This window comes from Pseudomonas sp. BIGb0176, from assembly GCF_024810175.1.
Classification (GTDB): Bacteria; Pseudomonadota; Gammaproteobacteria; order Pseudomonadales; family Pseudomonadaceae; genus Aquipseudomonas; species Aquipseudomonas protegens.
On sequence record NZ_JANUEC010000001.1, the window covers coordinates 2,283,185 to 2,306,897 of the forward strand.

General features: G+C 65.0%; 24 protein-coding genes. 17 read left to right on the forward strand and 7 right to left on the reverse strand.

Going from position 1 to position 23,713, the window contains the following annotated elements; genetic code table 11:
* Nucleotides 1-2 precede the first annotated feature (2 nt).
* Nucleotides 3-161, reverse strand: coding sequence for a hypothetical protein (locus M2395_RS09945; protein ID WP_185057770.1), 159 nt, complete (start codon nt 159-161; stop codon nt 3-5).
* Between the two features lie 119 nt (nt 162-280).
* On the opposite strand from M2395_RS09945, the gene M2395_RS09950 reads away from it, so the two are divergent.
* From M2395_RS09950 to M2395_RS09975, 6 genes are all read left to right on the forward strand, one after another.
* Complete coding sequence (locus M2395_RS09950) at nt 281-1,465, forward strand: ABC transporter substrate-binding protein (protein ID WP_077933789.1); 1,185 nt, start codon at nt 281-283, stop codon at nt 1,463-1,465.
* A gap of 30 nt (nt 1,466-1,495) precedes the next feature.
* Entirely contained in the window at nt 1,496-2,470 is a 975-nt protein-coding gene (locus tag M2395_RS09955; protein ID WP_123430375.1) for a YVTN family beta-propeller repeat protein, read from the forward strand.
* Nucleotides 2,467-3,225, forward strand: coding sequence for an ABC transporter ATP-binding protein (locus M2395_RS09960; protein WP_015635006.1), 759 nt, complete (start codon nt 2,467-2,469; stop codon nt 3,223-3,225). Before M2395_RS09955 ends, M2395_RS09960 begins: the two co-directional genes overlap by 4 nt.
* The gene (locus M2395_RS09965) at nt 3,222-4,013 is read left to right on the forward strand and encodes an ABC transporter permease (protein ID WP_123430374.1); all 792 of its coding nucleotides are present in this window, start codon (nt 3,222-3,224) and stop codon (nt 4,011-4,013) included. The genes M2395_RS09960 and M2395_RS09965 overlap by 4 nt, the downstream gene beginning before the upstream one ends.
* Before the next feature lie 232 nt (nt 4,014-4,245).
* Nucleotides 4,246-4,788, forward strand: coding sequence for a PQQ-dependent catabolism-associated CXXCW motif protein (locus tag M2395_RS09970; protein WP_011060505.1), 543 nt, complete (start codon nt 4,246-4,248; stop codon nt 4,786-4,788).
* Nucleotides 4,789-4,842: 54 nt separating this feature from the next.
* Nucleotides 4,843-5,508 (forward strand): response regulator transcription factor, encoded by a 666-nt coding sequence (locus M2395_RS09975; protein ID WP_011060504.1) that lies wholly within the window; start codon nt 4,843-4,845, stop codon nt 5,506-5,508.
* Between the two features lie 94 nt (nt 5,509-5,602).
* Here M2395_RS09975 and nahK read toward each other — a convergent pair whose 3' ends face one another.
* The 4 genes from nahK to M2395_RS09995 all read right to left on the reverse strand — a co-directional run bounded on the left by nahK (nt 5,603) and on the right by M2395_RS09995 (nt 12,324).
* Nucleotides 5,603-8,245 (reverse strand): hybrid sensor histidine kinase/response regulator NahK/ErcS', encoded by a 2,643-nt coding sequence (nahK, locus tag M2395_RS09980; protein WP_123430373.1) that lies wholly within the window; start codon nt 8,243-8,245, stop codon nt 5,603-5,605.
* Nucleotides 8,175-9,338, reverse strand: coding sequence for a nitric oxide-sensing protein NosP (gene nosP / locus M2395_RS09985; protein WP_077933786.1), 1,164 nt, complete (start codon nt 9,336-9,338; stop codon nt 8,175-8,177). The genes nahK and nosP overlap by 71 nt, the downstream gene beginning before the upstream one ends.
* Before the next feature lie 530 nt (nt 9,339-9,868).
* On the reverse strand, nt 9,869-11,053 hold the full coding sequence (locus tag M2395_RS09990; RefSeq protein ID WP_123430372.1) for a porin: 1,185 nt from the start codon (nt 11,051-11,053) through the stop codon (nt 9,869-9,871).
* A 224-nt stretch (nt 11,054-11,277) separates the two neighbouring features.
* A complete protein-coding gene (locus M2395_RS09995; RefSeq protein WP_185057765.1) occupies nt 11,278-12,324 on the reverse strand; it encodes an Ldh family oxidoreductase in 1,047 nt (348 codons plus the stop codon).
* A gap of 131 nt (nt 12,325-12,455) precedes the next feature.
* On the opposite strand from M2395_RS09995, the gene M2395_RS10000 reads away from it, so the two are divergent.
* From M2395_RS10000 to M2395_RS10035, 8 genes are all read left to right on the forward strand, one after another.
* Nucleotides 12,456-13,331: a MurR/RpiR family transcriptional regulator gene (locus tag M2395_RS10000; protein ID WP_047285528.1), complete on the forward strand. Its 876-nt coding sequence runs from the start codon at nt 12,456-12,458 to the stop codon at nt 13,329-13,331.
* A gap of 16 nt (nt 13,332-13,347) precedes the next feature.
* Entirely contained in the window at nt 13,348-14,100 is a 753-nt protein-coding gene (locus tag M2395_RS10005; RefSeq protein WP_123430371.1) for a transporter substrate-binding domain-containing protein, read from the forward strand.
* Between the two features lie 86 nt (nt 14,101-14,186).
* Nucleotides 14,187-14,903 (forward strand): ABC transporter permease, encoded by a 717-nt coding sequence (locus tag M2395_RS10010; protein ID WP_123430370.1) that lies wholly within the window; start codon nt 14,187-14,189, stop codon nt 14,901-14,903.
* Nucleotides 14,900-15,610 (forward strand): ABC transporter permease, encoded by a 711-nt coding sequence (locus M2395_RS10015; protein ID WP_072444735.1) that lies wholly within the window; start codon nt 14,900-14,902, stop codon nt 15,608-15,610. The genes M2395_RS10010 and M2395_RS10015 overlap by 4 nt, the downstream gene beginning before the upstream one ends.
* Before the next feature lie 46 nt (nt 15,611-15,656).
* Nucleotides 15,657-16,898 carry an FAD-binding oxidoreductase gene (locus tag M2395_RS10020; RefSeq protein WP_077933782.1) on the forward strand — a complete coding sequence of 414 codons (1,242 nt, stop codon included), beginning with the start codon at nt 15,657-15,659 and terminating at the stop codon, nt 16,896-16,898.
* Nucleotides 16,899-16,914: 16 nt separating this feature from the next.
* Nucleotides 16,915-17,715, forward strand: coding sequence for an amino acid ABC transporter ATP-binding protein (locus M2395_RS10025; protein WP_077933781.1), 801 nt, complete (start codon nt 16,915-16,917; stop codon nt 17,713-17,715).
* A gap of 174 nt (nt 17,716-17,889) precedes the next feature.
* Nucleotides 17,890-18,318 carry a hypothetical protein gene (locus M2395_RS10030; protein ID WP_141323293.1) on the forward strand — a complete coding sequence of 143 codons (429 nt, stop codon included), beginning with the start codon at nt 17,890-17,892 and terminating at the stop codon, nt 18,316-18,318.
* 392 nt (nt 18,319-18,710) lie between these two features.
* On the forward strand, nt 18,711-18,992 hold the full coding sequence (locus M2395_RS10035) for a hypothetical protein (protein ID WP_102861821.1): 282 nt from the start codon (nt 18,711-18,713) through the stop codon (nt 18,990-18,992).
* 749 nt (nt 18,993-19,741) lie between these two features.
* Here the strand turns inward: M2395_RS10035 and M2395_RS10040 are convergent.
* The gene (locus tag M2395_RS10040; RefSeq protein WP_123430369.1) at nt 19,742-21,145 is read right to left on the reverse strand and encodes a PLP-dependent aminotransferase family protein; all 1,404 of its coding nucleotides are present in this window, start codon (nt 21,143-21,145) and stop codon (nt 19,742-19,744) included.
* A gap of 87 nt (nt 21,146-21,232) precedes the next feature.
* Between M2395_RS10040 and M2395_RS10045 the strand changes: the two genes are divergently transcribed.
* Genes M2395_RS10045 through M2395_RS10055 form a run of 3 tightly spaced genes read left to right on the forward strand, consistent with a single transcriptional unit; the run spans nt 21,233 to nt 22,756 of the window.
* Nucleotides 21,233-21,679, forward strand: a complete 447-nt coding sequence (locus M2395_RS10045; RefSeq protein WP_123430368.1) for a GNAT family N-acetyltransferase — start codon at nt 21,233-21,235, stop codon at nt 21,677-21,679.
* Nucleotides 21,676-22,296, forward strand: coding sequence for an FMN-dependent NADH-azoreductase (locus M2395_RS10050; RefSeq protein WP_103408227.1), 621 nt, complete (start codon nt 21,676-21,678; stop codon nt 22,294-22,296). Before M2395_RS10045 ends, M2395_RS10050 begins: the two co-directional genes overlap by 4 nt.
* Nucleotides 22,297-22,324: 28 nt before the next feature.
* Nucleotides 22,325-22,756 carry a carboxymuconolactone decarboxylase family protein gene (locus M2395_RS10055; protein WP_011060488.1) on the forward strand — a complete coding sequence of 144 codons (432 nt, stop codon included), beginning with the start codon at nt 22,325-22,327 and terminating at the stop codon, nt 22,754-22,756.
* A gap of 206 nt (nt 22,757-22,962) precedes the next feature.
* Here M2395_RS10055 and M2395_RS10060 read toward each other — a convergent pair whose 3' ends face one another.
* Nucleotides 22,963-23,517 (reverse strand): hypothetical protein, encoded by a 555-nt coding sequence (locus M2395_RS10060; protein ID WP_123430367.1) that lies wholly within the window; start codon nt 23,515-23,517, stop codon nt 22,963-22,965.
* Nucleotides 23,518-23,713 lie beyond the last annotated feature (196 nt).

A 23,713-nucleotide genomic window follows, 5' to 3' on the forward strand; every position in this document is an offset into this window, starting at 1 on the left:
GCCTAGCGCCCCGGCACCAACGGCAGCGCTTGGGGCAGCACCGGGCGCGGGCCGTGCAGACGGTCGACGCCGATCAGGCTGAGGATCAGCAGCAAGGGCAACAGCAGCAATTTGAGGATGCGCATGCCGGTGTTCTCCAGGGTCGGGGCCGCTGCAACCATGCTAAGACCGCCGCACCCGCGCCGGGCTACTACCTTGGTACTGCCCGGGCGCTACTTTCTGCATATTTCCCCGCCCCGGTACTCTTCCTATGCTGGCGCCACCTGCCGTGGAGTGCCTTATGCACCAGCCTGCCCCGCTTATCCCGACCTGCCTGCTGGCCCTGGCCTCGGTCCTGTTGCCCCTGGCCGCGAGCCAGGCCAGCGAGGACCCCTTGCAGGTGCGCATCGGCTACCTGGGCTATCACCCCGACCCCGGCCCGCTGCTGTCCAACATCATTCCCGAGCCAGCCGACGCCGGGCTGCAGGGCGCGCAGCTGGCGATTGTCGACAGCAACAGCACCGGGCGCTTTCTCAAGCAGCAGTTCCAGCTCGACAGCGCCAGCGTCGACAGCCCCGAAGCCTTGCTGCAAGCCGCCAAGGCCCAGCACGACCAGGGCCTGCGGCTGTTCGTGGTGAATGCCCCGGCGGCCAGCCTGCGCGAGTTGTCCGCCGCCCTGCCCGACAGCCTCTTGTTCAACGCCGGCAGCCCCGACGACCGCCTGCGCAGCAGCCAGTGCCTGGGCAACGTACTGCACAGCCTGCCCGGCCGGGCGATGCTGGCCGACGCCCTGGTGCAGTTCATGGTGCTGCGCAAATGGCAGCGGGCCTTGCTCGTCGTCGGCCAGACCGAGGATGACCGGGCCTACGCCGATGCCCTGCGCCGGGCCACCCAGCGCTTCGGCGTGAAGCTGGTCGCCGAGAAAGACTGGACCTTCGACAACGACCAGCGCCGCAGCGCCCAGGCCGACATGCCGCTGTTCACCCAGACCGCCGAATACGACGTGGTGCTGGTGGCCGACGAGCGCGGCGACTTCGGCGAGTACCTGCCCTACCAGACCTGGTTCCCGCGCCCGGTGGCCGGCACCCAGGGCCTGACCCCCACCGGCTGGCACAAGAGCGTGGAGACCTTCGGCGCCGCGCAACTGCAAAAGCGCTTCGAAGCCCAGGCCGGACGCTGGATGAACGACCGCGACTTCGCCGCCTGGATGGCCGTGCGCAGCATCGCCAGCGCGGTGAGCAAACTGCGCCAGGCCGACCCTCGGGCCCTGCAGACCCTGTTGCTCAGCGACCAGTTGCCCCTGGACGGGTTCAAGGGCCGCAAGCTCAGCTACCGGCCGTGGAACGGTGAACTGCGCCAGCCGATTCCCCTGGTGCAGCCCCGGGCCCTGGTCAGCACCTCGCCCCAGGACGGCTTCCTGCACCCCTTCAACGAAATGGACAGCCTGGGCTACGACCGCCCCGAAGTGACCTGCCGCTACCCCTGATCCGATAACCACAACAACAAGGAATCCGCCATGCGCCGCCCCCTTCTCTGCCGCTCCGTCCTGTGCGCGGGCCTGCTGCTCGCCGCCGGGCACGCCATGGCCGCCACGGCCTGGGTCTCCAATGAAAAGGACAACAGCCTGAGCCTGATCGACCTGCAGACCCTGGAAGTCACCCAGACCCTGCCGGTGGGCCAGCGCCCGCGCGGGCTGCTGCTGTCCCATGACAACAAGCTGCTGTACATCTGCGCCAGCGATTCGGACCGGGTCCAGGTGATGGAAGTGGCCACCCGCAAGATCATCAAGGAGCTGCCGTCCGGCAAGGACCCCGAGCAGTTCGCCCTGCACCCCAACAACCGCTGGCTGTACGTGTCCAACGAGGACGATGCGCTGGTCACGGTGATCGACACCGAGACCGCCAAGGTCCTCGGCCAGATCAACGTCGGGGTCGAGCCCGAAGGTATGGCGGTGAGCCCCGACGGCAAGTGGGCGGTGAACACCAGCGAAACCACCAACATGCTGCACTGGATCGACACCAGCACCCAGACCCTGGCCGACAGCACCCTGGTGGACCAGCGCCCGCGCTTCGTCGAGTTCAACCAGGACGGCTCAAGGCTCTGGGCCTCGGCGGAAATCGGCGGCACCGTGACCATCCTCGACGTGGCCACGCGCCAGGTGCTCAAGACCCTGAACTTCAAGATCAAGGGCGTGCACCCGGACAAGGTGCAGCCGGTGGGCATCAAGCTCAGCGCCGACGGCAAGTACGCCTTCGTCGCCCTGGGCCCGGCCAACCACGTGGCGGTGATCGACGCCAAGACCTACGAGATCCTCGACTACCTGCTGGTGGGGCGGCGGGTCTGGCAGCTGGCATTCACCCCGGACCAGAGCCAGTTGCTGGCCACCAACGGGGTCAGCGGCGATGTTTCGGTGATCGATGTGAACAGCCTCAAGGTGCTCAAGTCGGTGAAGGTCGGGCGCTATCCCTGGGGCGTGGTGGTGACCCCATGAACGCCCTGGAGGTCAGCCAGCTGAGCTTCGCCTACGGCCCGCGCCAGGCCCTCGATCAGGTCAGCCTGAGCCTGGCTCCCGGGCGCTTCGCCGCGCTCTTGGGCCCCAACGGCGCCGGCAAGTCGACCCTGATCGCCCTGCTCACAAGGCTCTACGACCTGCAGCAGGGCGACATCCGCGTCGGCGGCTGCTCGCTGCGCAACGCCGCCCGGGCCGCCCTGCGCCAGCTCGGCGTGGTGTTCCAGCAAAGCACCCTGGACCTGGACCTGAGCGTGGAGCAGAACCTGCACTACCACGCCGCGCTGCATGGCCTGTCGCGGCGCCAGGGGCAGGCGCGGATCGACGCCGAACTGGCGCGCCAGGGCTTGAGCGAACGGCGCCGGGATAGCGTGCGCGCCCTCAATGGCGGCCACCGCCGGCGGGTGGAGATCGCCCGCGCCCTGCTGCATGAACCGCGCCTGCTGCTGCTCGATGAAGCCAGCGCCGGCCTCGACCCCGCCAGCCGCCTGGCGCTCAACCGGCACATTCGCCAGCTGTGCCAGGAACAGCGTCTGAGCGTGCTCTGGACCACCCACCTGCTGGATGAGGTGCAGGCCGACGACCAGTTGCTGATCCTGCATCAGGGGCGCCTGGTGGCCAGTGGCGTGGCCGGCACCATCAGCCAGGAACAGGGCGGCGACCTGAGCGCGGCCTTCGCCCGCCTGACCCAGAATCCCCAGCCACGCCCGGCCCCGATCGGAGAACCGCTCGCATGAACGCCTACTGGCAATGCCTGCGCGGCATCGTGCTGCGCGAATGGCTGCGCTTCGTGCTGCAGCGCACACGCTTTCTCAGCGCCCTGGTGCGCCCGCTACTGTGGCTGCTGGTGTTTGCCGCCGGCTTTCGCGCGGCCCTGGGCATCGCCATCATCGAGCCCTACAGCACCTACATTCCCTACGAGGTCTACATCGTCCCGGGGCTGGCCTGCATGATCCTGCTGTTCAACGGCATGCAGGGCTCGCTGTCGATGGTCTACGACCGGGAAATGGGCAGCATGCGCGTGCTGCTCACCAGCCCCCTGCCCCGGGCCTTCCTGCTGGCCAGCAAGCTGTTGGCCACCTCATTGATCTCGCTGCTGCAGGTCTATGCCTTCCTCGCCGTGGCCTGGCTGTATGGCGTGCAACCGCCGGCCATGGGGCTGCTCAGCGCCCTGCCGGCGCTGCTGCTGGTGGCCCTGATGCTCAGCGCCCTGGGGTTGCTGCTGTCCAACGCCATCCGCCAGTTGGAGAACTTTGCCGGGGTGATGAACTTCGTGATCTTCCCGCTGTTCTTCCTGTCCTCGGCGCTGTACCCGCTGTGGAAGATGCTCGAAGCCAGCCCCTGGCTGTACTGGCTGTGCGCCCTCAACCCCTTCACCCACGCCGTGGAACTGGTGCGCTTCGCCCTGTACGAACGCCTCAACCTGCTGGCCCTGGCCGTGTGCCTGGGCCTGACCCTGGTGTTCTCCCTGCTGGCGGTGCTGACCTTCAACCCCCAGCACGCCGCCCTGCGCAAAAGCACCTGAGCCACAATCCTGCCACCCACCTCCACCCAACGTAGGAGCTGGCTTGCCAGCGAAGAGGCCCGCAATCCCAACGCCAGACCCCAGGCCCCTTTCGCCGGCAAGCCGGCTCCTACACAGCGCTTGCCCATGGGCGATCTACGACTTTGGTACTGCTTTTGCTGTCGATGGTCGCATTCACAAAAGGCCCTGCCCTGGCATGTAATGGGCCTATAACAAAAAGGATAAAAGCCTTATGCCCCGTGCCTTAGAGACCCTGGCCGCGCTAACCCTGAGCCTGGCGCTGGGCGCCGCCCATGCCGCTGCCCCGCTGTTTTCCGCCGAGGGCTATCGCACCAGCCTGTACCGCAGCCCGACCCCGCTGCAGATCGACCAGGGCCGGATCATCGACACCCCGGGCCTGCAAGAGCTGCTCAAGGAGCAACCGGCGCCCCTGCTGATCGACGTCTACCGTCGGCAATGGCTGCAAGGCCGCTTCATCGACAGCGAGCCCCACGCCAACCTCCCCGGCAGCCACTGGCTGGCCAACACCGGCGACGGCGAACTGAGCCCCGAGTGGCAGGCTTATTTCGCCGGCAACCTGCAACGGCTGAGCCACGCCGACCCGCAGCGCGCCCTGGTGTTCTATTGCCGTGCCGATTGCTGGCTGAGCTGGAACGCGGTAAAACGCGCGGCAGCCCTGGGCTATAAGAACATCTACTGGTACCGCGACGGCCTGGATGCCTGGGAGGCCGCCGGCCTGCCCGTGGAGGCGGCCCGGCCGCAACCCTTTCCCTGAGCGCCGCAGCACGGCGTTGCCGCCCCCATAACCACAATAACGAGGTGAAAGGCCATGTATAAAATTCTGATAGCCGACGATCACCCACTGTTTCGCGAAGCCATCCACAACGTCATCAGCGACGGATTTCCCGGCAGCGAGGTGATGGAAACCGCCGACCTGGACAGCGCCCTGGCCCTGACCCAGGAGCACGACGACCTGGACCTGATCCTGCTCGACCTGAACATGCCCGGCATGCACGGCCTCAACGGCCTGATCACCCTGCGCAACGAAGCGCCGACCATTCCGGTGGTGATCGTTTCCGCCGAGCAGGACAAGCAGATCGTGCTCCAGGCCATCACCTACGGCGCCGTCGGCTTCATCACCAAATCCTCGGCGCGCTCGCAGATGACCGAGGCCATCGAACAGATCCTCAACGGCAACGTGTACCTGCCGCCGGACATCATCCGCACCCAGAAAAGCCAACCGGGGCGGCGCAGCAGCGAGACCCCGAGCTTCCCCCCGGAACTGCTCCAGGCCCTGACCCGCAAACAGCTCCTGGTGCTGGAACGCATGACCAAGGGCGAATCCAACAAGCAGATCGCCTACACCCTGGACATTGCCGAAACCACGGTGAAGGCCCACGTCTCGGCGATTTTGCGCAAGCTCAACGTGCACAACCGGGTGCAAGCGATCCTCAGTGCCGGGGACATCGATTTCGGCGCCTACCTGCGCCGTTGAATTGCGCTGATCGTGCACCGACCCTGTAGGAGCCGGCTTGCCGGCGAAGGCGGTCTTGCGGGCCCCTTCGCTGGCAAGCCAGCTCCTACGGTTGTCAGGGATGCCGCGTTGGGCTCAGCAGGTGGCTGATGGCGGTCTTGAGTTTCATCGGGCGCACCGGTTTGTGCATCAGGGTGTGGCCCAGTTCGCGCAGTTGCTGTTTGAGCTCGTTGCTGTAGTTGGCGGTGATCATCATCGCCGGGATCGCCAGGGCGCGACGGGCGTTGATTCGCGCTACCGCATCGATGCCGTTCTGTTGCTGGTCCAGGTGGTAGTCGGCAATCAGCAGGTCGGCCTCGGCGCGGTAGTCGTCCACCTGGCGCGCCAGGTCTTCTTCGGACAAGGCGGTGATCACCTGGCAGCCCCAGCCTTCAAGCAAGGTGCGCATGCCGGCGCAGATCGCCGCGTCGTTATCCAGCACCCAGATCCGCGCCCCCTGCAAACGCTCCAGCAGGGCGTCGCCCAGCTCCGGGCGCGGCGCTGGCAAGGGCGCGCTGGCGCTGATCGGCACCTGCACGCTGAACACCGAACCACGCCCCGGCCAGGAGCGCACGCCAATGCGGTGCCCGAGAATCCCGGCAATCTTCTCGACGATGGCCAGCCCCAGGCCCAGGCCGCGATCCTGGTCCGGGCGCTGTTCTTCGCCACGCTTGAACTCCTGGAAGATTTCCTCCAGGCGTTCGGCGGCGATACCCATGCCGCTGTCCCAGACTTCGATCGACAACCAGCGCCCCTGGCGCCGACAGCCCAGCACCACCCGGCCCTGGCGGGTGTAGCGGATGGCGTTGCTCAACAGGTTGCGCAGAATCCGCGCCAGCAGCTGGATGTCGCTGCGCACCAGCGCCGAGCAGGCCACGAAGTGCAGTTCCAGGCCTTCGCTGCGGGCCACCTGGGCGTACTCGGCGGCGAGGTTTTCCAGCAGTTCGCTCAAGGCAAAGGGCGCGATATCGGCCTTGATCACCCCGGCATCGAGCTTGGAAATGTCCACCAGGGTACCCAGCAGGTTTTCCACGTCTTCCAGGGAGTTGCTGACATTGCGCACCAGGGCGCTGCTGGCCTGAGGATCGCGACGCTCCAGCAAGGCGCTGGTGAACAGCCGCGCGGCGTTCAGGGGTTGCAGCAGGTCATGGCTGACCGCGGCGAGGAACTTGGTCTTCGACAGGTTGGCCCGTTCGGCCTCGGCCTTGGCCTCGCGCAGCCGCGATTCAACCCGGCTGCGCTCTTCGATTTCGCGCAGCAGCTGCTGGTTGAGGGTGGTCAGCTCGGCGGTGCGTTCGCGCACCCGCAGCTCCAGGTTCTGGTAGGCCTGATGCAGGGCCTCGGCGGTGCGCCGGCGCTCGGTGATGTCGCGGATCAGCACGAAGATCCCCACCACCTCGCCATTGGCCAGGCGGTTGGGCACGTAGGAGCGCAGCATGTAGCGCTCCTGATTGTTGATGTTGGTCTCGGCGAATTCGAAGGTCACGCTCTCCCCGGCCAGGGCCCGTTCCACATAGCTTTCCAGGCGCTGGTAGTGCTGCTCGCTGTGCACCTCGCGCAGGCTCTGGCCGAGCATCACGCCGCGGGGCCAGCAGTACCATTCCTCGTAGACCTTGTTGGTGAACTCATACACCAGATCAGCATTGAGGTAGGCGATCAGCGCCGGCACATGGTCGGTGATCAGGCGGATCCAGCGTTCGCTTTCGCTCAGGGCCTCGGCGTGCTGGTAGCGCTCGGTGATGTCGGTGAAGGTGTTGACGAAACCACCGGTGGGCAGCGGATGGGTGCGGATCTCCAGCACCCGGCCATCGCTCAGGCGTTGCTCGCATTCGTGGATCGGCCGGCCGTTGGCGTCGCGGCTGTCGGGGCTCAGCAGGCGCAGTTCGCTGTCGCCGATGACCTCGGCAAACAAGCGATGCGCGGCCACCGGGGCCAGCCCGCTGAGTTCCAGGAAGCGCCGGTTCCACAACTCCAGCACGCCCTCGGCGCTGACCATGGCCACGCCCTGGGACAGGTTGTCCACCGCCCGTTGCAGCAGGTGGGACTTTTGCGCCACCGCCTGTTCCCGGCGCAGGGTTTCGCTGTGCTTGACCTCGGTGATATCGGTGAACAGGATCACCCGCCCGCCTTCCCGGGTCGGCCGCTCGCTGACCTGCAACCAACGGCCGTTGTGCAGGCGATACAGCAACTGCTCGTCACCGCCACTGCGCGGTTCTTCGCTGAACAACCCGGTGCTGGTCAGCAACCTGCGCACTTCCGAGAGGCGCATGCCGGCCATGATCCGCACCCGGCTGTGGCTCCAGAAGGCACGGAAGCGGCTGTTGAACAGGACGATGCGCTGCTCCTGGTCGAACAGCACGAAGGCGTCGGAAATGCTCTCGATGGCGTCGATCAGGTGCTGGTGCGCCGTCTCGGCCCGCAGCCGCGCTTCGCTGAGCAAATGGTTGCCGGCCTTGAGCTCGGCCATGGCCTGGTTCAGGGCGTCGGTGCGTTCGCGCACCTGCTCGGCCAGCACCACCGAATGCTGGAACGCCGCATAGGGGTCATTGCCGCGGGTGATGCCGGATTCGACCCGCTCGATCAGCGCGCTGTTGATGCGCCGCAGCTTGCGGTTCTCGCGCTGCAGGCAGTCGAGCTGCGCTTGCAGCTCAGCGGCGGGCCGGAGTTCGACTGCGGGCAATGGCGACCCCGGTGAAGGTCTGGTTGATGTGCATGCCATTGAACTGTTCTCCGTAGGTGTTGAAACCCATCACCCGCTGTTCCCGCAAAAAGGCCCCGATCTGCTCCAGGCTGCCCTGCCCCTCCAGCTCCAGGCGGCGCAAAAAACAGTCGCAGCCAATGGTCAGCAGCAACCCGCCGAGGCGCTGCTGCAAGCCGTCGAACAGCTGTTGCAGGTTGGGCAGCAAGGGGCCGGGGGTCATGGCGGTGAGGACGATGCCGTTCTCCACCGCGCAGTAGAAACTCAGGCTCAGGTCCGGGTGCACCTGCTGCACCGCGCGCACGTAATAGTGCTGGTTGATGCGCACCGCCAGCGGGTGGGCGGCGAACACCCGATGGTCGAGCTGCGCCAGGGGCACGCCGATCAGCCGCGCGTACTCCTCGGCGGCGGGCTCGGCGTTCAGTTCATAGACCCGGCGCAAGGTACTGTCGGCGCCGGTGACCACCAGTTTTTCTTCCCGGGGCAGGATGTGGTGGGTGGTGAACACCTCGAAATCCAGCCAGGTGTTGACCAGCACCACCACCGCCGCGCCGCTGTGGAACTCGCCGCCGTAATACACGTGGGTGTGGGTCAGGTAGTTGTCATCGCCGGCCGAACCGCCGAAATGCGGAATGTCCCCCAGGGCCGCGCTGAGGGCGGCCAGCACCATCTCTTCGCGGCTCGACAGGCCGTCCAGCAGGGTCAGAGCGAAGCTGTTGCCCTTGATCGGCGCCAGGGTGTTGCTGCGGCAGCGGCCCACCAGGCGTTCGACCATCTGCTGGGCGTCGATCAGGCTGAAGTGCTCCATCTGGTCGATCAGTTCGGCGGCGATGGAAAAGTGCCGGTGATCGAAGCCGATGGCGGTCACGCAATTGCGCCCGTAGCCCTGCGGGGTGATTTCCCCGGCGCTGGTGCAGCCCACCAGGGGGATGCCGCCGAAGCTCTGCTGCAGGGCCGGGCCGAGGGTGTGCAGGGGGTATTCGGCGGAACAGAAGAACAGCACGAAGCCCAGGTGCGGATGCAGTAACTGGCTGGCCAGGTCCTGGGCCACCTGCTGCGGATCGACGGCCTGGGACATGGCGCTGACCACGCCCTCGCTCTGGGCTTGCTGCATCGTCGCCTCCGGCGCGGGTTGTCTGAGCAATGAGTGTACGAAGCCGGCCCCGGGGCACGAATGCTACTTGGGTAGCGGGTAGCCGGTTCCATGGGTGTAGGCGCTGGCTTGCCAGCGAAGGCGTCGGCCGGTTTGGTGCAAGGCTGGCGGGCCTATTCGCCGGCAAGCCGGCTCCTACGGGGAGAAGGCGCCAATGCGGAAAATAGGCCGGGAATGCGGGGCGCCACCTCCGTAGGAGCCGGCTTGCCAGCGAAGGCGTCGGCCGAGCTGGTGCAAGGCTTGAGGGCCTATTCGCCGGCAAGCCGGCTCCTACAGGGAAGGCGCCAATGCGGAAAATAGGCCGGGAATGCGGCGCGCCACCTCCGTAGGAGCTGGCTTGCCAGCGAAGGCGTCGGCCGGTTTGGTGCAAGGCTGGCGGGCCTATTCGCCGGCAAGCCGGCTCCTACGGGGAAGGCGCCGTTGCGGAAAATAGGCGGGGAATGCGGGGCGCCGGCCCGGGCGCGATGCGCACGCCAGGGCCGGCGCTGGGGTTACCAGGTCAGCACCGCGCCCACGGCGAAGGTGTCGGTGTTTTCGTTCTGCGCGGTGGTGTGGTGGCCGTCGATCTCGAACTGGTTGTACTCGGCCACCAGCTTGAGGTTGTCGTTGATGTCGTGGAACAGCGCCACGCCCCGGGTCTGGTAATCGGCGCCGCTGCCGACCACGCCGTTGCCGTCGTCCTTCGTCTTGCCGTAGGACAGCGCCAGGCGGTTCTTGCCCAGCTTGTAAGAGCCCTGCAGCAGGTAGCCCTTGCTGTCGACATTGCGCAGGGTGGCCTCGCCGGCGTTGTTGGTGAAAAACGGGTTGATGCCCTTGGCCTGGAACCCGGAACCGGTCAGGGACAGGCCGCCCATCTTGGCCTGCAGGCCATAGCCCAGGCCCTTGGAGGTTACCGACTGCACGTTGGGGTCGGTGTTGTCGGAGGTCTGGTAGCTGCCGTTGAGCCAGCTGTAGAACTTGGCCCCGCCCAGGTCGAACTGGTAGGTGACCTCGCTCTCGGTGCGCGGGTTCTTCTGGTAGGCCTTGCCCAGGGCGCTGCTGTCGTTGGTGTCCACCGGGTCGAGGATGCCCACCGCCACCCGCAGGCCGTCCATCATCGGGCTGCGGTAAGTGATCTGCGACGACGGAAAGGGATAGGGGTAACCGCTGCCGATGTTGCCGAACGACACCCCGCCGCCGTCCACCAGCCCCAGGCTGTCGCTGACCTGGCCGTAACCGGCAAGCATTTCATCGAGCAGGATGTTGGAACGGGCGAACAGGCCGAAGTCCTTGCCGATCAGCACCTCGCCCCACTCCGGGTTGGCCACGGTGCCGTAGAACTGGCGCACGTCGATGGCGGTGTCGGTGCCGTTGGTCTCGCTGTCGTTGATGGTCACCCAGAACGAGGCCCGGGCGCCGAGCTTGAGGTCGTCCACCTGCTTGCCCATGTTGAAGCCCAGGTAGTTGGGCAGAAAGCCCATCTTCACCCGCGCCTGCCGGCGGTCGTACTGGTCGCCGGCGCGGTCGACCTTGCTGTTGACGTAGAAGGCGTTGATGTAGCCGTCGGTGGAAAAGGTCGTCTGGTCCTTGTCGTACAGCATGATCTCGGCTTCGGCGACAGAGCCCAGGCCAAGGGTCGACAGGCCGACAAGCAGGGCCGGAATCAGAGGGTACTGGCAGTTCTTATTGTTATGCATGGCGCGCTCCGCAAACGGGGGACGAAATGTCGGAGGCGATTATCGAAACGCGCCAAGGCCGCCCATAGGCTGCCTTGGGGGCAAGTTCACGGTGCTTTGGAGGGGCTGGCAGGGAGCGGCAAATCCGATCCACGACCGGCCCGCTACCGGGCCCACTACCTGGAGTAACACCAAGGGCTCATGGACCCGGGTGCGAAGGGATGAAGTCCTTAGTCGTCGCCCGTTCAGTCGTCGCCCGCCAGGGCCCGCAGCCGCGCCAGTTCGGCGGCGGCCAGGGGAATGCCTTCTTGCAGGGACTTGGCTCGGGTGCGGTAGCGCCGATCCCCCGGCATGCGCTCCAGGCCCACGGCCTGCATCTGCCGCACCAGCTCGCCGCTGCGCTGGGCAAAATGCCCGCCGCCCAGGTGGTTGGGGTCGATGACGATCAGCAGTTGCCCGGTCCAGGGCGTTTGCGCCCCGGGGTGTTGTGACCAGTCGAACTCGAAGGAGAAGTTGCCACCGGTCAGCGCCGCCGCCAACAGCTCCACCATCATCGACAGCGCCGAGCCCTTGTGCCCGCCAAAGGGCAGCAAGGCGCCACCGTCGAGAATCGCTGCCGGGTCGCAAGTGGGCTGGCCGTCGCGGTCCACCCCCATGCCCGGTGGCAGCTGCTGGCCCTGGCGCTTGGCGATCTGCACATCGCCGTGGGCAATGGCGCTGGTGGCCAGATCGAAGACGATGGGCTCGGCGCCCTCGCGGGGTGCGGCGAAGGCAATCGGGTTGGTGCCGAACAGCGGCCGCTGGGCGCCGTGGGGCACCACGCAGGTCATGCTGTTGACCAGGCTCAGGGCCACCAGGCCTTCTTCGGCGAAGGGCTCGACATCCGGCCACAGGGCGGCGAAATGGTGGGAATTGCGAATCGCCAGGACCGCGATCCCGGCGCTGCGGGCCTTGCTCAGCAGCAGCTCGCGGGCCGCCGCCAGAGCCGGCTGGGCAAAGCCGCCTGCGGCGTCCACCGCCACCACGCCGGGGGCCACATCCTCCACTTGCGGCAGCGCCTGCCCATTCACCCAGCCACTGGCCAGGGACGACAGATAACCGGGAATGCGGAACACCCCGTGGCTGTGGGAACCGTCGCGCTCGGCGCGGGCGCAGTTATCAGCCAGCACCCGGGCCACTTCGGCAGAGGTGCCGTGGCGAAGAAAAATGCGTTGCAGCAAGTCGGTCAAGGCAGGCAGATCGAGGTACTCGACGGGTGCCTGCGCCAGGGTCGCCTGGTTCGCTTCGGTCATTGCAGCTCCATTGGAATTGTTATTGGAAGGTGCCTGACTATCGCGTCACGCCAGTTAACTGTCAAATGTTGACTTCATGACAGAAAACATTCATTTTCCATTGTCAACGGCCCACAAGAATGAAAACAACCATGAGCCAGCCCATCAAGCAACGCCTTGAAAGCAGCCTGTCCAGCGCCACCGCGTCGGGCCGGGCGATTGCCAGCTACATGCTGGCCAACCTCTATGAACTGCCCTTCCAGACCGCCGCCGACATCGCCGAAAAACTCGGCGTCAGCGAGTCCAGCGTCGGCCGCTTCTGCCGCGCCATCGGCTACAGCCATTTCAAGGATCTGAAAAACGACCTGAAGAACGACCTCGGCGAAGGCCCGTGGCTGGTGGGCGACCGCCTGCAGGAATTTCGCCAGCAGCCCAACCCGGCGGCCCAGGGCCTGCCCCGCAGCTTCGAGCTGGAAGTGGCGGCGCTGGTCAAGGTCTACGAATACAGCCTGACCCCGGCCTGGCAGACCGTGGTCCAGCGCCTAGCCAGCCGGCGCCGGGTGTACGTGGCGGGGTTCCAGACCGAGCGCGGCATCGCCGCCTCCATGGTCCACCTGCTGCAATACCTGCGCGACGGCGTGCACCTGGTGGACGGCGCCGCCGGGCATTTCGCCGACGTACTGCTGAGCCCCGCCGAGGACTGCGCCCTGGTGGTGTTCGAGGCAAGGCGCTACTCGCGCCACGCCCTGACCCTGTGCCACAAGGCCCGCGAGGCGGGGATTCCGGTGACCCTGGTCACCGACACCTTCTGCGACTGGGCCGAGCAGAACGCCGACGAGGTGTTCCGCGTGCCCACTGAATTCAACCTGTTCTGGGAATCCACCGCGGCCATGCTGTCGCTGGTGCACCTGTTGGTCAACGAGGTGTGCAAGCACCTGGGACCCGAGGTGGAAAAACGCCTGGAAGCCACCGCTGCCCTGCATAACGAGTTTGTTGGCTACACATCGTCCGCCCGACCAAAACAATAAATAACCGAGGTGCTCCATGAACAACGTCCTCCGCTTCGCCGGCGCTTGCGCCCTGGTCATCGCCGCCTCCACGGCCCAGGCCGAAACCTTGAAGATCGCCACCGAAGGCGCCTACCCGCCCTTCAACTACGTGGACTCCAACAACCAGCTGCACGGCTTTGACGTGGACATCGCCAACGCCCTGTGCGAGCGCATGAAGGTTGAATGCCAGATCGTTGCCCAGGACTGGGAAGGCATCATCCCGGCGCTGCTGGCGAAGAAATACGACGCCGTGGTGGCCTCGATGATCGCCACCGACGAACGCAAGAAGAAGATCGCCTTCAGCAACCACTACTACCGCACCCCGCTGTCGGTGGCGGTGCCCAAGGACTCGGACATCACCGACGCCCAGACCAACTTCAAGGGCCGCACCGTGGGCGGTCAGGCCTCCTCGACCCAGGCCATCTACGCCGAGGACCACTACGGCCCGGCCGGCGCCGACGTGAAGTTCTACCCGACCCTGGACGAAGCCAACAGCGACCTGGCCGCCGGGCGCGTGGACGGGGTGATCGCCGACAAGTTCCCGCTGCTGGCCTGGGCTGAAAGCACCGGCAAGGATTGCTGCAAGATCATCGGCGACGTCAACGGCACCACCGCCGACGCTTCCATCGCCGTGCGCAAGGAAGACAACGCCCTGCGCGAGCGCCTGAACAAGGCCCTGGACGAGATCGTTGCCGACGGCACCTACAAGAAAATCTCCAGCCGCTACTTCGCCTTCGACATCTACTGACCGCCCGCCTTTGCCGCTGCCGTTGCCCCGCGTTCCCTTGAGCGCGGCGGCGCCCTGCACGGTTCATTTTTCCAGAGGGTTCGCGCATGTTCGAACAGCTGTCACTCCTGTCCTTCGCCAGCGGCTGGGGCTCGGCCCTGCTTGCCGGGGCCCTGGTGACCATCGCCCTGGCACTGGCCTGCGTGCCCATCGGCCTGCCCCTGGGGCTGGCCGTAGCCCTGGCCGCGCGCTCGAAAAACCGCTGGGCGCGGGCCTGGGCCACGACCTTTTCCACGGTGTTTCGCGGCCTGCCGGAGCTCTTGACCCTGCTGGTCATCTACTACGGCTGCCAGATTGCCGCGCAGAAGATCCTCGGCGCCCTGGGCTACCCCGGTGAAGTGGCGATCAACACCTTCGTCGCCGCGATGATCGCCTTCAGCCTGGTGTTCGCCGCCTTCTCCAGCGAGATCTGGCTGGCGGCGTTCAAGACCCTGCCCAAGGGCCAGTACGAAGCCGCCCGCGCCCTGAGCCTGTCGCGCCGCACCACCTTCACCCGGGTGCTGCTGCCGCAACTGACCCGCATCGCCCTGCCGGGGCTTTCCAACAACTGGCTGTCGCTGCTCAAGGACACCTCCCTGGTGTCGACCATTTCCCTGGTGGACCTGATGCGCCAGACCAACCTCGCGGTCAGCGTGACCAAGGAACCCATGCTGTTCTACAGCGTGGCCTGCTTTGGCTACCTGTTCTTCTCGGCGCTGTCCGGGCACCTGTTCAGTTTTCTCGAACGACGCTTCAACCGTGCGCAACGGAGCCTGCAGCCATGAACCTGGATGACCTGCTGAACCTGTTCCTCAACCAGGAACTGCTGGAACGCTACGGCCCGCGCTTTATCGACGGCCTGCTGGTGACCGCCAAGCTGGTGGCGATCTCCTTCAGCCTGGGCGCGGTGCTCGGCCTGCTGATCGCCCTCGGGCGGCTGTCCAGCAATCGTTTCCTGCGGCGCTTCACCGGGGCTTATGTGTACTTCTTCCGTGGCTCGCCGCTGCTGGCCCAGCTGTTCATGCTGTATTACGGCCTGGGTTCGTTCAAAGGCTTCTGGCAAGACGTGGGCCTGTGGTGGTTCTTCCGCGACGCGTGGTTCTGCACCCTGCTGGCCTTCACCCTGAACACCGCCGCCTACCAGGCGGAGATCCTGCGCGGCAGCCTGCTGGCCGTAGCCCAGGGCCAGCGCGAAGCCTGCAAGGCCCTGAGCCTGTCGCGCTGGACCGCGTTTCGCAAAGTGATACTGCCGCAGTCGCTGCTGATCGCCATCGGGCCTCTGGGCAACGAACTGATCCTGATGATCAAGGCCAGCGCCATCGCCTCCCTGGTGACCATCTACGACCTGATGGGGGTGACCAAGCTGGCCTTCTCCCGCAGCTTCGATTTCCAGATCTACCTGTGGGCTGCGGTGCTGTACCTGCTGATCGTCGAAATAGTGCGGCGCAGCCTCAAATACCTGGAAGGCCGCCTGGGCCGGCACCTGAACTGAACCCTTGAGCGGGCCGCCCCGCGGCCCCTGTCATAAGGACTGAAACATGCATTGCCAAACCCTCGTTCTGGGCGCCGGAATCGTCGGCGTCAGCAGCGCCCTGCACCTGCAGGCCCGCGGCCGCCAAGTAGTGCTGCTGGACCGCCAGCCCCCGGGCAACGGCACCAGCCACGGCAACGCCGGGCTGATCGAACGCGCCAGCGTGATTCCCTACGCCTTCCCCCGGGAAGTGACCAAGCTGGTGCGCTACGGCCTCAACCAGCAATCGGACGTGCGCTACAGCCTGCGCCACCTGCCCAAGGCCGGCCCCTGGCTGCTGCAATACTGGCGCCACTCCTCGCCCAAGGGCCTGGCTGCCGCCACTCGCGCCATGCTGCCGCTGATCGAACGCTGCGTGAGCGAACACCTGGACCTGGCCCGCCCGGCCAACATGCTGCAGCTGATCGCTGACGGCGGCTGGCTCGAAGCCTTCAACGACCAGCAGGCCTTCGACATCGCCCAACGCGCCGCCGCCGACCTGCGCGACTACCAGCTCAACTACCGGGTACTGGATCGCACTGCACTGCGGGCCCTGGAACCTGGCCTGCACCAAGACGTAGTCGGCGGCCTGCACTGGCTCGACCCCAAGACCGTCAGCGACCCCGGCGGCCTGACCCGTGGCTACGCCGAACTGTTCAAGCAGCGCGGCGGCCAATTCGTCATCGGTGATGCCCTGAGCCTGACCCAGATCGAAGGCGGCTGGCAGGTGCACAGCGAACTCGGCCCGATCACCGCCCAGGAAGTGGTGGTGGCGCTGGGCCCGCAAGCCAGCGGCATCTTTGAACCCCTGGGCTACCGCATTCCCCTGGCGATCAAGCGCGGCTACCACATGCACTACGCCGCCCTGCCCGGGACCCGCTTGCAGCACCCGATCCTCGACCCGGTGGGCGGCTACGTCCTGGCGCCGATGGTGGGCGGCATCCGCCTGACCACCGGCATCGAATTCGCTGACTGCGACGACCCGATCAACGAAATCCAACTGCGCCGCTGCGAAGCCCTGGCCCGGAACTTCTACCCCCTGGGCGAACGCCTCGACGCCGAACCCTGGCTGGGCCGCCGCCCGTGCCTGCCGGACATGTGCCCAGTGATCGGCCCGGCCCCGCGCCACCCCGGCCTGTGGTTCAACTTCGGCCACGCCCACCACGGCCTGACCCTGGGCCCGGTGAGCGGCCACCTGCTGGCACAGATGGTCACCGGCGAAACGCCCTTTACCGACCCCACCCCCTACCGCGCCGAGCGCTTCAACTGACCGACGGAGAACCGCCATGCAGACCCAGACCGCCCCGCTTCCCGCCGCCTCCAAAGCGCCCATCCAGCCCATTGCCGACCCGCGTGAAGTGGTGATCGATATTGCCGGGCTGAACAAGTTCTACGGCGCCTTTCACGTCCTGCACGACATCGACCTCAAGGTGCGCCAGGGCGAACGCATCGTCCTCTGCGGGCCTTCCGGCTCCGGCAAATCCACCCTGATTCGCTGCATCAACCGCCTGGAAATCGCCGAAAAAGGCCGCATCCTGGTGGACCGCACCGACCTCTCGCAAAACACCCGCGAAGCCGCCCAGGTCCGCAGCCAAGTGGGCATGGTGTTCCAGCACTTCAACCTGTTCCCGCACATGAGCGTGCTGGACAACTGCACCCTGGCGCCGATGACCGTGCGCGGGTTGTCGCGGAAAAAGGCTGAAGAGTTGGCGCGAGGGTTTCTGGCCAAGGTGGGGATTGAGAATCAGGCGGATAAGTACCCGAGCCAGCTTTCGGGTGGGCAGCAACAGCGTGTGGCGATTGCCCGGGCGTTGTGCATGGAGCCGAAGATTATGTTGTTTGATGAACCGACTTCGGCGCTGGACCCGGAGATGGTGAGTGAGGTGCTGGATGTGATGGTGAAGCTCGCTGGCAGCGGCATGACCATGCTTTGTGTGACTCATGAGATGGGGTTTGCGCGGCAGGTGGCGGAGCGGGTGTTGTTTCTCGATGGTGGGCGCATCGTTGAAGATGCGCCGCCGGAGGAGTTTTTTGGGGCGCCGAAGAGTGAGAGGGCTAAGGCGTTTCTTGCGCAGATTGTGCATTGAGTGGATAGGCGCCGCGTATTGTGCGGCGCCTGTTTAGCTTGAGTAGAGGTATTTATTGCTGCACTTAGTGAAAGACTGCTATCGGCCAGGAGCGGACAGCGCTTACCTAGAGCTTTGCACGGTAAAAATACTCTAGTAGTCTGCCGAACAAACTTCGCTCCTGGCCCTCAACATATGCTCCCCTCCGACATCGAAGAATGGCTCCAATCTAACTCTTCCTCTGGCTATAGAGCACATTTGCTAGCTCACCAAGCTGACGTCTCGTTTTACGTCACCACGTTGGAAATCGAGGGTACTGAGCTAGCCGATCTTTATTTTCGTCACGGCGCAATGCCTGTTCGGGGATGGTATGAGTTGATCGAAATAGATCAGGTTGAGGAGATGACTACCTACGCGATCAACGAGCTTGGAGTGCCAGTTGGTTATCTGGCTCTTACCGGAGTAGTGGGGCAAGGCATCGTGCTCTACAATCGCTCATCCCAAGCTGTGTTTGATGTAGAGTTCGGTCAGTTCGACCTTCTTCTAAAGGGCGAATTAGCACCTATCGCAACTACCTTTAGTGGCTTCCTCCGGTGGTGTCGTGACCGCGATCAGGACGACTAAATCAATGGGGAGCGGAAATAGTTTTTCGTCCGCTTCTGGCCGAAAGCTGCCTTTCAAGTCTGTCCACAAGGTCAGGGGCAACTCACCTGATTCAGCAGTCGCTAATTGTTAAGACATAACCGCTCAAACATCTCACCCAATGCACGGTTGCCGCCTCCAAACACCGCCCCTATAGTCCCCCCTCGCAGCAAAATCCGCGACGACCTTGGCCGGTCGAATTACAACGCAGCATCAGCGTCCACAACACCTTTGCAGTCGCCTTTCCGGTGCCCGCGACAGGATGTTATGACGGCTGTGCGCGGTGATTCTCCGGTGGTCATAGGCGCGCACAGCGGTCATTTTCTTCGTCGTCGGCAACCTTGGTGATTGCTCCATAAACAGGAGCTGTACCGATGATTGACCAGCCACTTTCGCGCTTTACCGCCGTCGACACTCACGACGCCAACCAAGCCGTTTTCTACCTCGACACCCAAGCCTCCCTGAGCGATCTGGCCAGCAGTGCGGCCCATCGTTTCACCGTGGTGCGGGATCTGATGGACACTCTGTCCACGCTCAACCTGAAAGACATTGCCGACTGCGACCTGACGCGGGTCACCCGAGGGGTGCATCTGCTCACCCGGGAGGGCTGCGCGGTGCTGGAGGTGATTCAGTGGCGAACAGCGCAAGAGCCTTGAACGCCATTGAACTCAACAAGCGCGTAAAACGCGCTCGGTTTTGCCCCGGCCTTTGATCTTGCTTTGGCTTTTGATCCTGCTCTTGATCTTCCTGCCCCCTCCAGAAGGCCGAACGCAGGCATTGCGCAGGGGGCAGCTCGGCATGGATGCCGAGCTAGCCGCCATCAGGCCATGGATGGCCTGTGGCGGCGTGCCCCCGGAGCAATGCCGGAGTGAGGGAACGCCGAGCCTAGGCGAGGCGCCGGATGCGGGGGCAGGAGCCCTTTGCTTACTTTGGGGCTTTTCCAAAGTGAGTCGCTGTAAGAGCGAAACCCTAAGCAGCCGTGACCGCAGCAACGGATATGTACGCAGAACCGCATGCAACCAGGTGAAAAGCATCAGCAGGTTTGGCGAGGACTGCGTCCTCGTGCGCAGCCTCGCTGCGCTCGACAGCGGCTACAGGTTTCGACGGTCAGGGCCATCAGGAAACTGCTTACTTTTGCGCTGTTCAAAAGTGACCCGCTGTAAGAGCGGAACCCTAAGCAGCCGTGACCGCAGCAACGGATATGTACGCAGAACCGTATGCAGCCAGGTGAAAAGCATCGGCAGGTTTGGCGAGGACTGCGTCCTCGTGCGCAGCCTCGCTGCGCTCGACAGCGGCTACAGGTTTTGGTCTGGCCCTTCAGCCTTCGCCACAGGGGTTGTGGCCTGCCAAATGGCGGGGGCTGCCACAGGAAAGACTCCAGCCTCAGCGGCCGTAGCCCCCCTTTTCAGCCAATGGCCCGAGCCAACCGCAGCGCCACACTCGCCGCCTGCTCGGCACTGACCACATTGGTGAACCCCATCACCAACCCCTGCCTACCTCCTTCCCCCAGATACCACTGCGACAACGGCTCCACCGCAACCCCCACCTCCCGAGCCCGCCGGGCAATCTGCACATCGTCCCCCTCCCCCAGCCCAGCCACCACATGCATGCCCCCCGCCTGCGGGTCTATCTGCAAACGCCCACCCAACGCCTGGTGCAACGCCTCCACCAGCCATTGCCGCCGACGCGCATACAGGCCACGCATTTTGTTCAGGTGCCGGGCAAAGTGCCCCTCGTTGAGAAAGGCCGCGACCGTCGCCTGCAGCAGGTGCGGGCAATGGTTGTGCAAACGATCCGCCTGGCGGGCGAACGCTGGGGTCTGTTCGGCGGGCACCACTAGGTAGGCCAGGCGCAGGCCTGGAAACAGGACTTTGCTGAAGGTGCCGGTGTAGAGCACGCGGCCTTGCTGGTCGAGGCTCTTGAGGGCCGGCAAGGGCTTGCCCTGGTAGCGGTATTCGCTGTCGTAGTCGTCCTCGATGATCCAGCTGCCTTGACGGTTGGCCCAGTCCAGCAGGGCCAGGCGCCGCGGCAGGGACAGCGACACCCCCAGGGGGCTCTGGTGGGTCGGGGTGACCACGGCAAAGCCGGCCTCCGGGGCGCGGGCGATGCCTTGGGCGACGTCCAGACCCTGATCGTCCACGGGCACCGGCACCAGTTGCGCGCCGGCTTCCAGCAGCGCGTTCCTGGCCATGAAGTAGCCGGGCTCTTCCAGCCAGCAAGTGGCGCCCGGGCCCATCAGCGTGTGGCTGATCAAGTCGAGGCAGGCGCGGTAGCCGGCGCAGACGAAAATCTGCTCCGGGTGGCAGCTGATGCCCCGGGAAATCCCCAGGTAGGAGGCAATGGCCGCACGCAACGGGGCGTAGCCGCGCGCGTCCGGGTAGACCAGGCCTTCGACGCCCGCCTGGCGCAGTTGCCGGCCCGCCAGGCGGGTCCAGAGCTTGCGCGGAAAGGCATCCAGCGCTGGCAGGCCCATTTGCAGGGCCAGGGGCGAGGTGCCGGCATGGGTGGCCTGGTAGGTCGTGGGGGCCACTGGGGCGCGCTGCGTGGGCGCCGAAACCGGTGCCAGTTGCGGCGTGACAATGGTCCCGGCGGCCCCGCGAGCAGTCAGGTAGCCCTCGCCTATCAGCAGCTGGTAGGCCGCTTCCACGGTGCCCCGCGCCAGGTTGAGTTCCGCCGCCAAGGCGCGAACCGCCGGCACTCGGTCTCCAGGACGCAGGCGGCCATCGGCGATAGACTCGCGAAACCGCTGGTAAAGCTGGCGATAGATCGGCGCCGTCTGGCTGCGGTCCAATTCGAAAGGAAGGATCATGGCCTAGTCATTTATGCATTTTTTGGCCCTATAGCTTAAGCCATTGACCTTCTAAAGTGGCTCATCTCTTTTCAGCGGATGACGGACATGCCCTACACCCTTCAACACCTCGAAAGCGAAGCGGCCCTGGCGGCCAGTTTCGACTTGATGCGTGTCTTGCGCCCCCACCTCACCAGCCCGGCGGCCTATGTCGCCCAAGTAGCCCGGCAAACCGAGCAGGGCTACCGCTTGCTCGCCGTGTGGGACGCTGAGCGCATCGTCGGCCTGGCGGGTTACCGCGAGCTGGAAAACCTGCTCTACGGGCGCTTCATCTACGTCGATGACCTGGTCGTGAGCCCCGACCTTCAGCGCAGCGGCTTGGGTGCGCGGCTGTTGAGCGCCGTGCGGGAGGAGGCCGTGCAGCGTCAATGCGATCACCTGGTGCTGGATACCGGCCTGCATATGCCCCTGGCCCAGCGTTTCTATTTCCGTCAGGGGTTGCTGGCCCGTGGCATGCATTTCACTCAGCGACTTCAAGGTGGGGAGCCGGCATGAACAACCTTCTACTGATCAACGCCAGCCCCCGTGGGCAGGTTTCCCATGGCAACCAGTTGGCACTGGAACTGGTGAGTTCCCTGCGCCAACGCTATCCGCACCTCGAACTGGTCGAGCGCGATCTGGGGGCCAATCCGTTGCCACCCCTGGGCATGGACTACGCCCACGCCCTGACCACCCCCACGCCCTTCGACGCGCCACTGTTCGAGGTGTCCGAAGGGCTGATCGGCGAGTTGGAGCGCAGCGATGCCCTGCTCATTGCCACGCCCATGCACAACTTCACCCTGCCGGCCGCGCTCAAGCTGTGGATCGACTACGTGCTGCGCATTCACCGCACCTTCAGCTCCGGCCCGGAGGGCAAGGTCGGCCTGCTCAAGGACCGCCCGGTGCATGTACTGGTCAGTTCCGGCGGCTTTCACCAGGGCGAACGGGCACGCCAACCGGATTTTCTGACGCCTTACCTGCGCCAGGTGCTGAACACCCTCGGCCTGTTCGACCTGCAGTTCACTTATCTGCAAGGGTTGGTGTTCGGTGACGAGGCCGTGCGTGCAACCCTCGACGAGGCCCGCAGCGCACTGTCCTTGCAGCCCCTGTTCAACCCTCTCGTTTGTGCCTGATCACTTTTTTCCCTATCGGAGTTTCACCATGAGCCAACTCAGACTGCCCTTTGCCACCCTGTCGCCAGCCGCCTATCAAGGCCTGCTCGCCACCAACACCGCGCTGGTCGCCAGCCCCCTGGGCTTGCCCCTGGTGGAACTGGTGTTTTTGCGCGTGTCGCAGATCAACGGCTGCTCGTTCTGCCTGGGCAAGCACTCACAGACCCTGCGCGAGTGTGGGGTGGCGCAAGACAAGCTGGATTGCCTGGCCGGCTGGCGCGTCAGCGAACTGTTCAGCGAACGCGAGCGCGCCGCGCTGGCCTGGACCGAAACCCTCACCTACGTCCACGACAAGGGCGCGCCGGACGAGCTGTACGAACCGCTGAAAGCGCACTTTAGCGACGTTGAAATTTCCGACCTGACCTTGGCCGTGTCCTTGATGAATGCCTTCAACCGACTGGCGGTGGGCATGAAGCTCTGAGAGCGAGACTATCGTTGGCGGTGTTGGCTGTTGATCTTCCTGCCCCTGCGGACAGGAGGGTCGAAGGCAGGCATTGAGCCGTGGCCAACCCGCCCCCAGGTGCACGCGGTAAGAAGGTGGCTGCGCGTCATCGTTGGCGAGCTTCGCTGGCAAGCCAGCTCCTACAGGGGAAGCGATATCAGGTCGGCTCGGGGGCCTCTCCTGCTCTATGCGAGAAAAGCTCCGCTGGCGCCGGCATCGGCCAATGCAAACAGCAGTGCTTCCAGCGCTTCTTCGGGCGCCGAGCCGAGGTCAATCTTGAGCCTGTACCCCTCCTCCGTGGCCTCCGGGTCCGACACAAAGTGCAGCACCCCTTGCAGCCCTTCTTCGGTTGGCAGGTTTTCATCTTCGCCATCGAACCACTCAAAGAACCAGGTGCGAATAACCTCAGAGGCCTGTTCCAGGCTCAAGCCCCGCACCTCCAGGGGCAACCAGTCCCAGCCAAAGGGCGAGATCACCACCGCCATCTGCTCGATCGCAAAGCGCACAGGCTCAAAGCCCAGCTCGGTTTCGGAATCGACCTGCACCGGCTCGCCAGTCGAAGCGCCCTCGGCCGCAATCACATCCACCCGGCAAGGCGTGGCCATGGCCCCTTCAACCGCCAGCGAACCATCGCTGTTGCGGTAAGCGGGCTCGACATGCGCCGCCCCTTCTGCGGCGATACGCGCCAGGGTTTCGACATAGGGTTTACGAATGGCGGCAAGCAGTTCGCTGACGGTCATGGGTCTGATGACTTCCTTGGCAGGGGGTCGTAGAGGGCTCTGTCTTCGACGGGAGGGTGATGAGTGGCTGAAAGGCCGGCGCAATAGTGCAATGGGCGGCCGTGCAACGTCCATGAAAAGCCACGCGCCTCTGGCCGCTCCTCACCGCAGACCTGCGCCTCGAAAAATTTTGGCTTGCTCAATACATATGGATATT

Excerpts from the sequence above, each read along its gene's own strand:
- M2395_RS09945 (WP_185057770.1), bottom strand. The coding sequence starts at position 161 with ATGGTTGCAGCGGCCCCGACCCTGGAGAACACCGGCATGCGCATCCTC.
- M2395_RS09950 (WP_077933789.1), top strand. The coding sequence starts at position 281 with ATGCACCAGCCTGCCCCGCTTATCCCGACCTGCCTGCTGGCCCTGGCC.
- M2395_RS09955 (WP_123430375.1), top strand. The coding sequence starts at position 1,496 with ATGCGCCGCCCCCTTCTCTGCCGCTCCGTCCTGTGCGCGGGCCTGCTG.
- M2395_RS09960 (WP_015635006.1), top strand. The coding sequence starts at position 2,467 with ATGAACGCCCTGGAGGTCAGCCAGCTGAGCTTCGCCTACGGCCCGCGC.
- M2395_RS09965 (WP_123430374.1), top strand. The coding sequence starts at position 3,222 with ATGAACGCCTACTGGCAATGCCTGCGCGGCATCGTGCTGCGCGAATGG.
- M2395_RS09970 (WP_011060505.1), top strand. The coding sequence starts at position 4,246 with ATGCCCCGTGCCTTAGAGACCCTGGCCGCGCTAACCCTGAGCCTGGCG.
- M2395_RS09975 (WP_011060504.1), top strand. The coding sequence starts at position 4,843 with ATGTATAAAATTCTGATAGCCGACGATCACCCACTGTTTCGCGAAGCC.
- nahK (WP_123430373.1), bottom strand. The coding sequence starts at position 8,245 with ATGGCATGCACATCAACCAGACCTTCACCGGGGTCGCCATTGCCCGCA.
- nosP (WP_077933786.1), bottom strand. The coding sequence starts at position 9,338 with ATGCAGCAAGCCCAGAGCGAGGGCGTGGTCAGCGCCATGTCCCAGGCC.
- M2395_RS09990 (WP_123430372.1), bottom strand. The coding sequence starts at position 11,053 with ATGCATAACAATAAGAACTGCCAGTACCCTCTGATTCCGGCCCTGCTT.
- M2395_RS09995 (WP_185057765.1), bottom strand. The coding sequence starts at position 12,324 with ATGACCGAAGCGAACCAGGCGACCCTGGCGCAGGCACCCGTCGAGTAC.
- M2395_RS10000 (WP_047285528.1), top strand. The coding sequence starts at position 12,456 with ATGAGCCAGCCCATCAAGCAACGCCTTGAAAGCAGCCTGTCCAGCGCC.
- M2395_RS10005 (WP_123430371.1), top strand. The coding sequence starts at position 13,348 with ATGAACAACGTCCTCCGCTTCGCCGGCGCTTGCGCCCTGGTCATCGCC.
- M2395_RS10010 (WP_123430370.1), top strand. The coding sequence starts at position 14,187 with ATGTTCGAACAGCTGTCACTCCTGTCCTTCGCCAGCGGCTGGGGCTCG.
- M2395_RS10015 (WP_072444735.1), top strand. The coding sequence starts at position 14,900 with ATGAACCTGGATGACCTGCTGAACCTGTTCCTCAACCAGGAACTGCTG.
- M2395_RS10020 (WP_077933782.1), top strand. The coding sequence starts at position 15,657 with ATGCATTGCCAAACCCTCGTTCTGGGCGCCGGAATCGTCGGCGTCAGC.
- M2395_RS10025 (WP_077933781.1), top strand. The coding sequence starts at position 16,915 with ATGCAGACCCAGACCGCCCCGCTTCCCGCCGCCTCCAAAGCGCCCATC.
- M2395_RS10030 (WP_141323293.1), top strand. The coding sequence starts at position 17,890 with ATGCTCCCCTCCGACATCGAAGAATGGCTCCAATCTAACTCTTCCTCT.
- M2395_RS10035 (WP_102861821.1), top strand. The coding sequence starts at position 18,711 with ATGATTGACCAGCCACTTTCGCGCTTTACCGCCGTCGACACTCACGAC.
- M2395_RS10040 (WP_123430369.1), bottom strand. The coding sequence starts at position 21,145 with ATGATCCTTCCTTTCGAATTGGACCGCAGCCAGACGGCGCCGATCTAT.
- M2395_RS10045 (WP_123430368.1), top strand. The coding sequence starts at position 21,233 with ATGCCCTACACCCTTCAACACCTCGAAAGCGAAGCGGCCCTGGCGGCC.
- M2395_RS10050 (WP_103408227.1), top strand. The coding sequence starts at position 21,676 with ATGAACAACCTTCTACTGATCAACGCCAGCCCCCGTGGGCAGGTTTCC.
- M2395_RS10055 (WP_011060488.1), top strand. The coding sequence starts at position 22,325 with ATGAGCCAACTCAGACTGCCCTTTGCCACCCTGTCGCCAGCCGCCTAT.
- M2395_RS10060 (WP_123430367.1), bottom strand. The coding sequence starts at position 23,517 with ATGACCGTCAGCGAACTGCTTGCCGCCATTCGTAAACCCTATGTCGAA.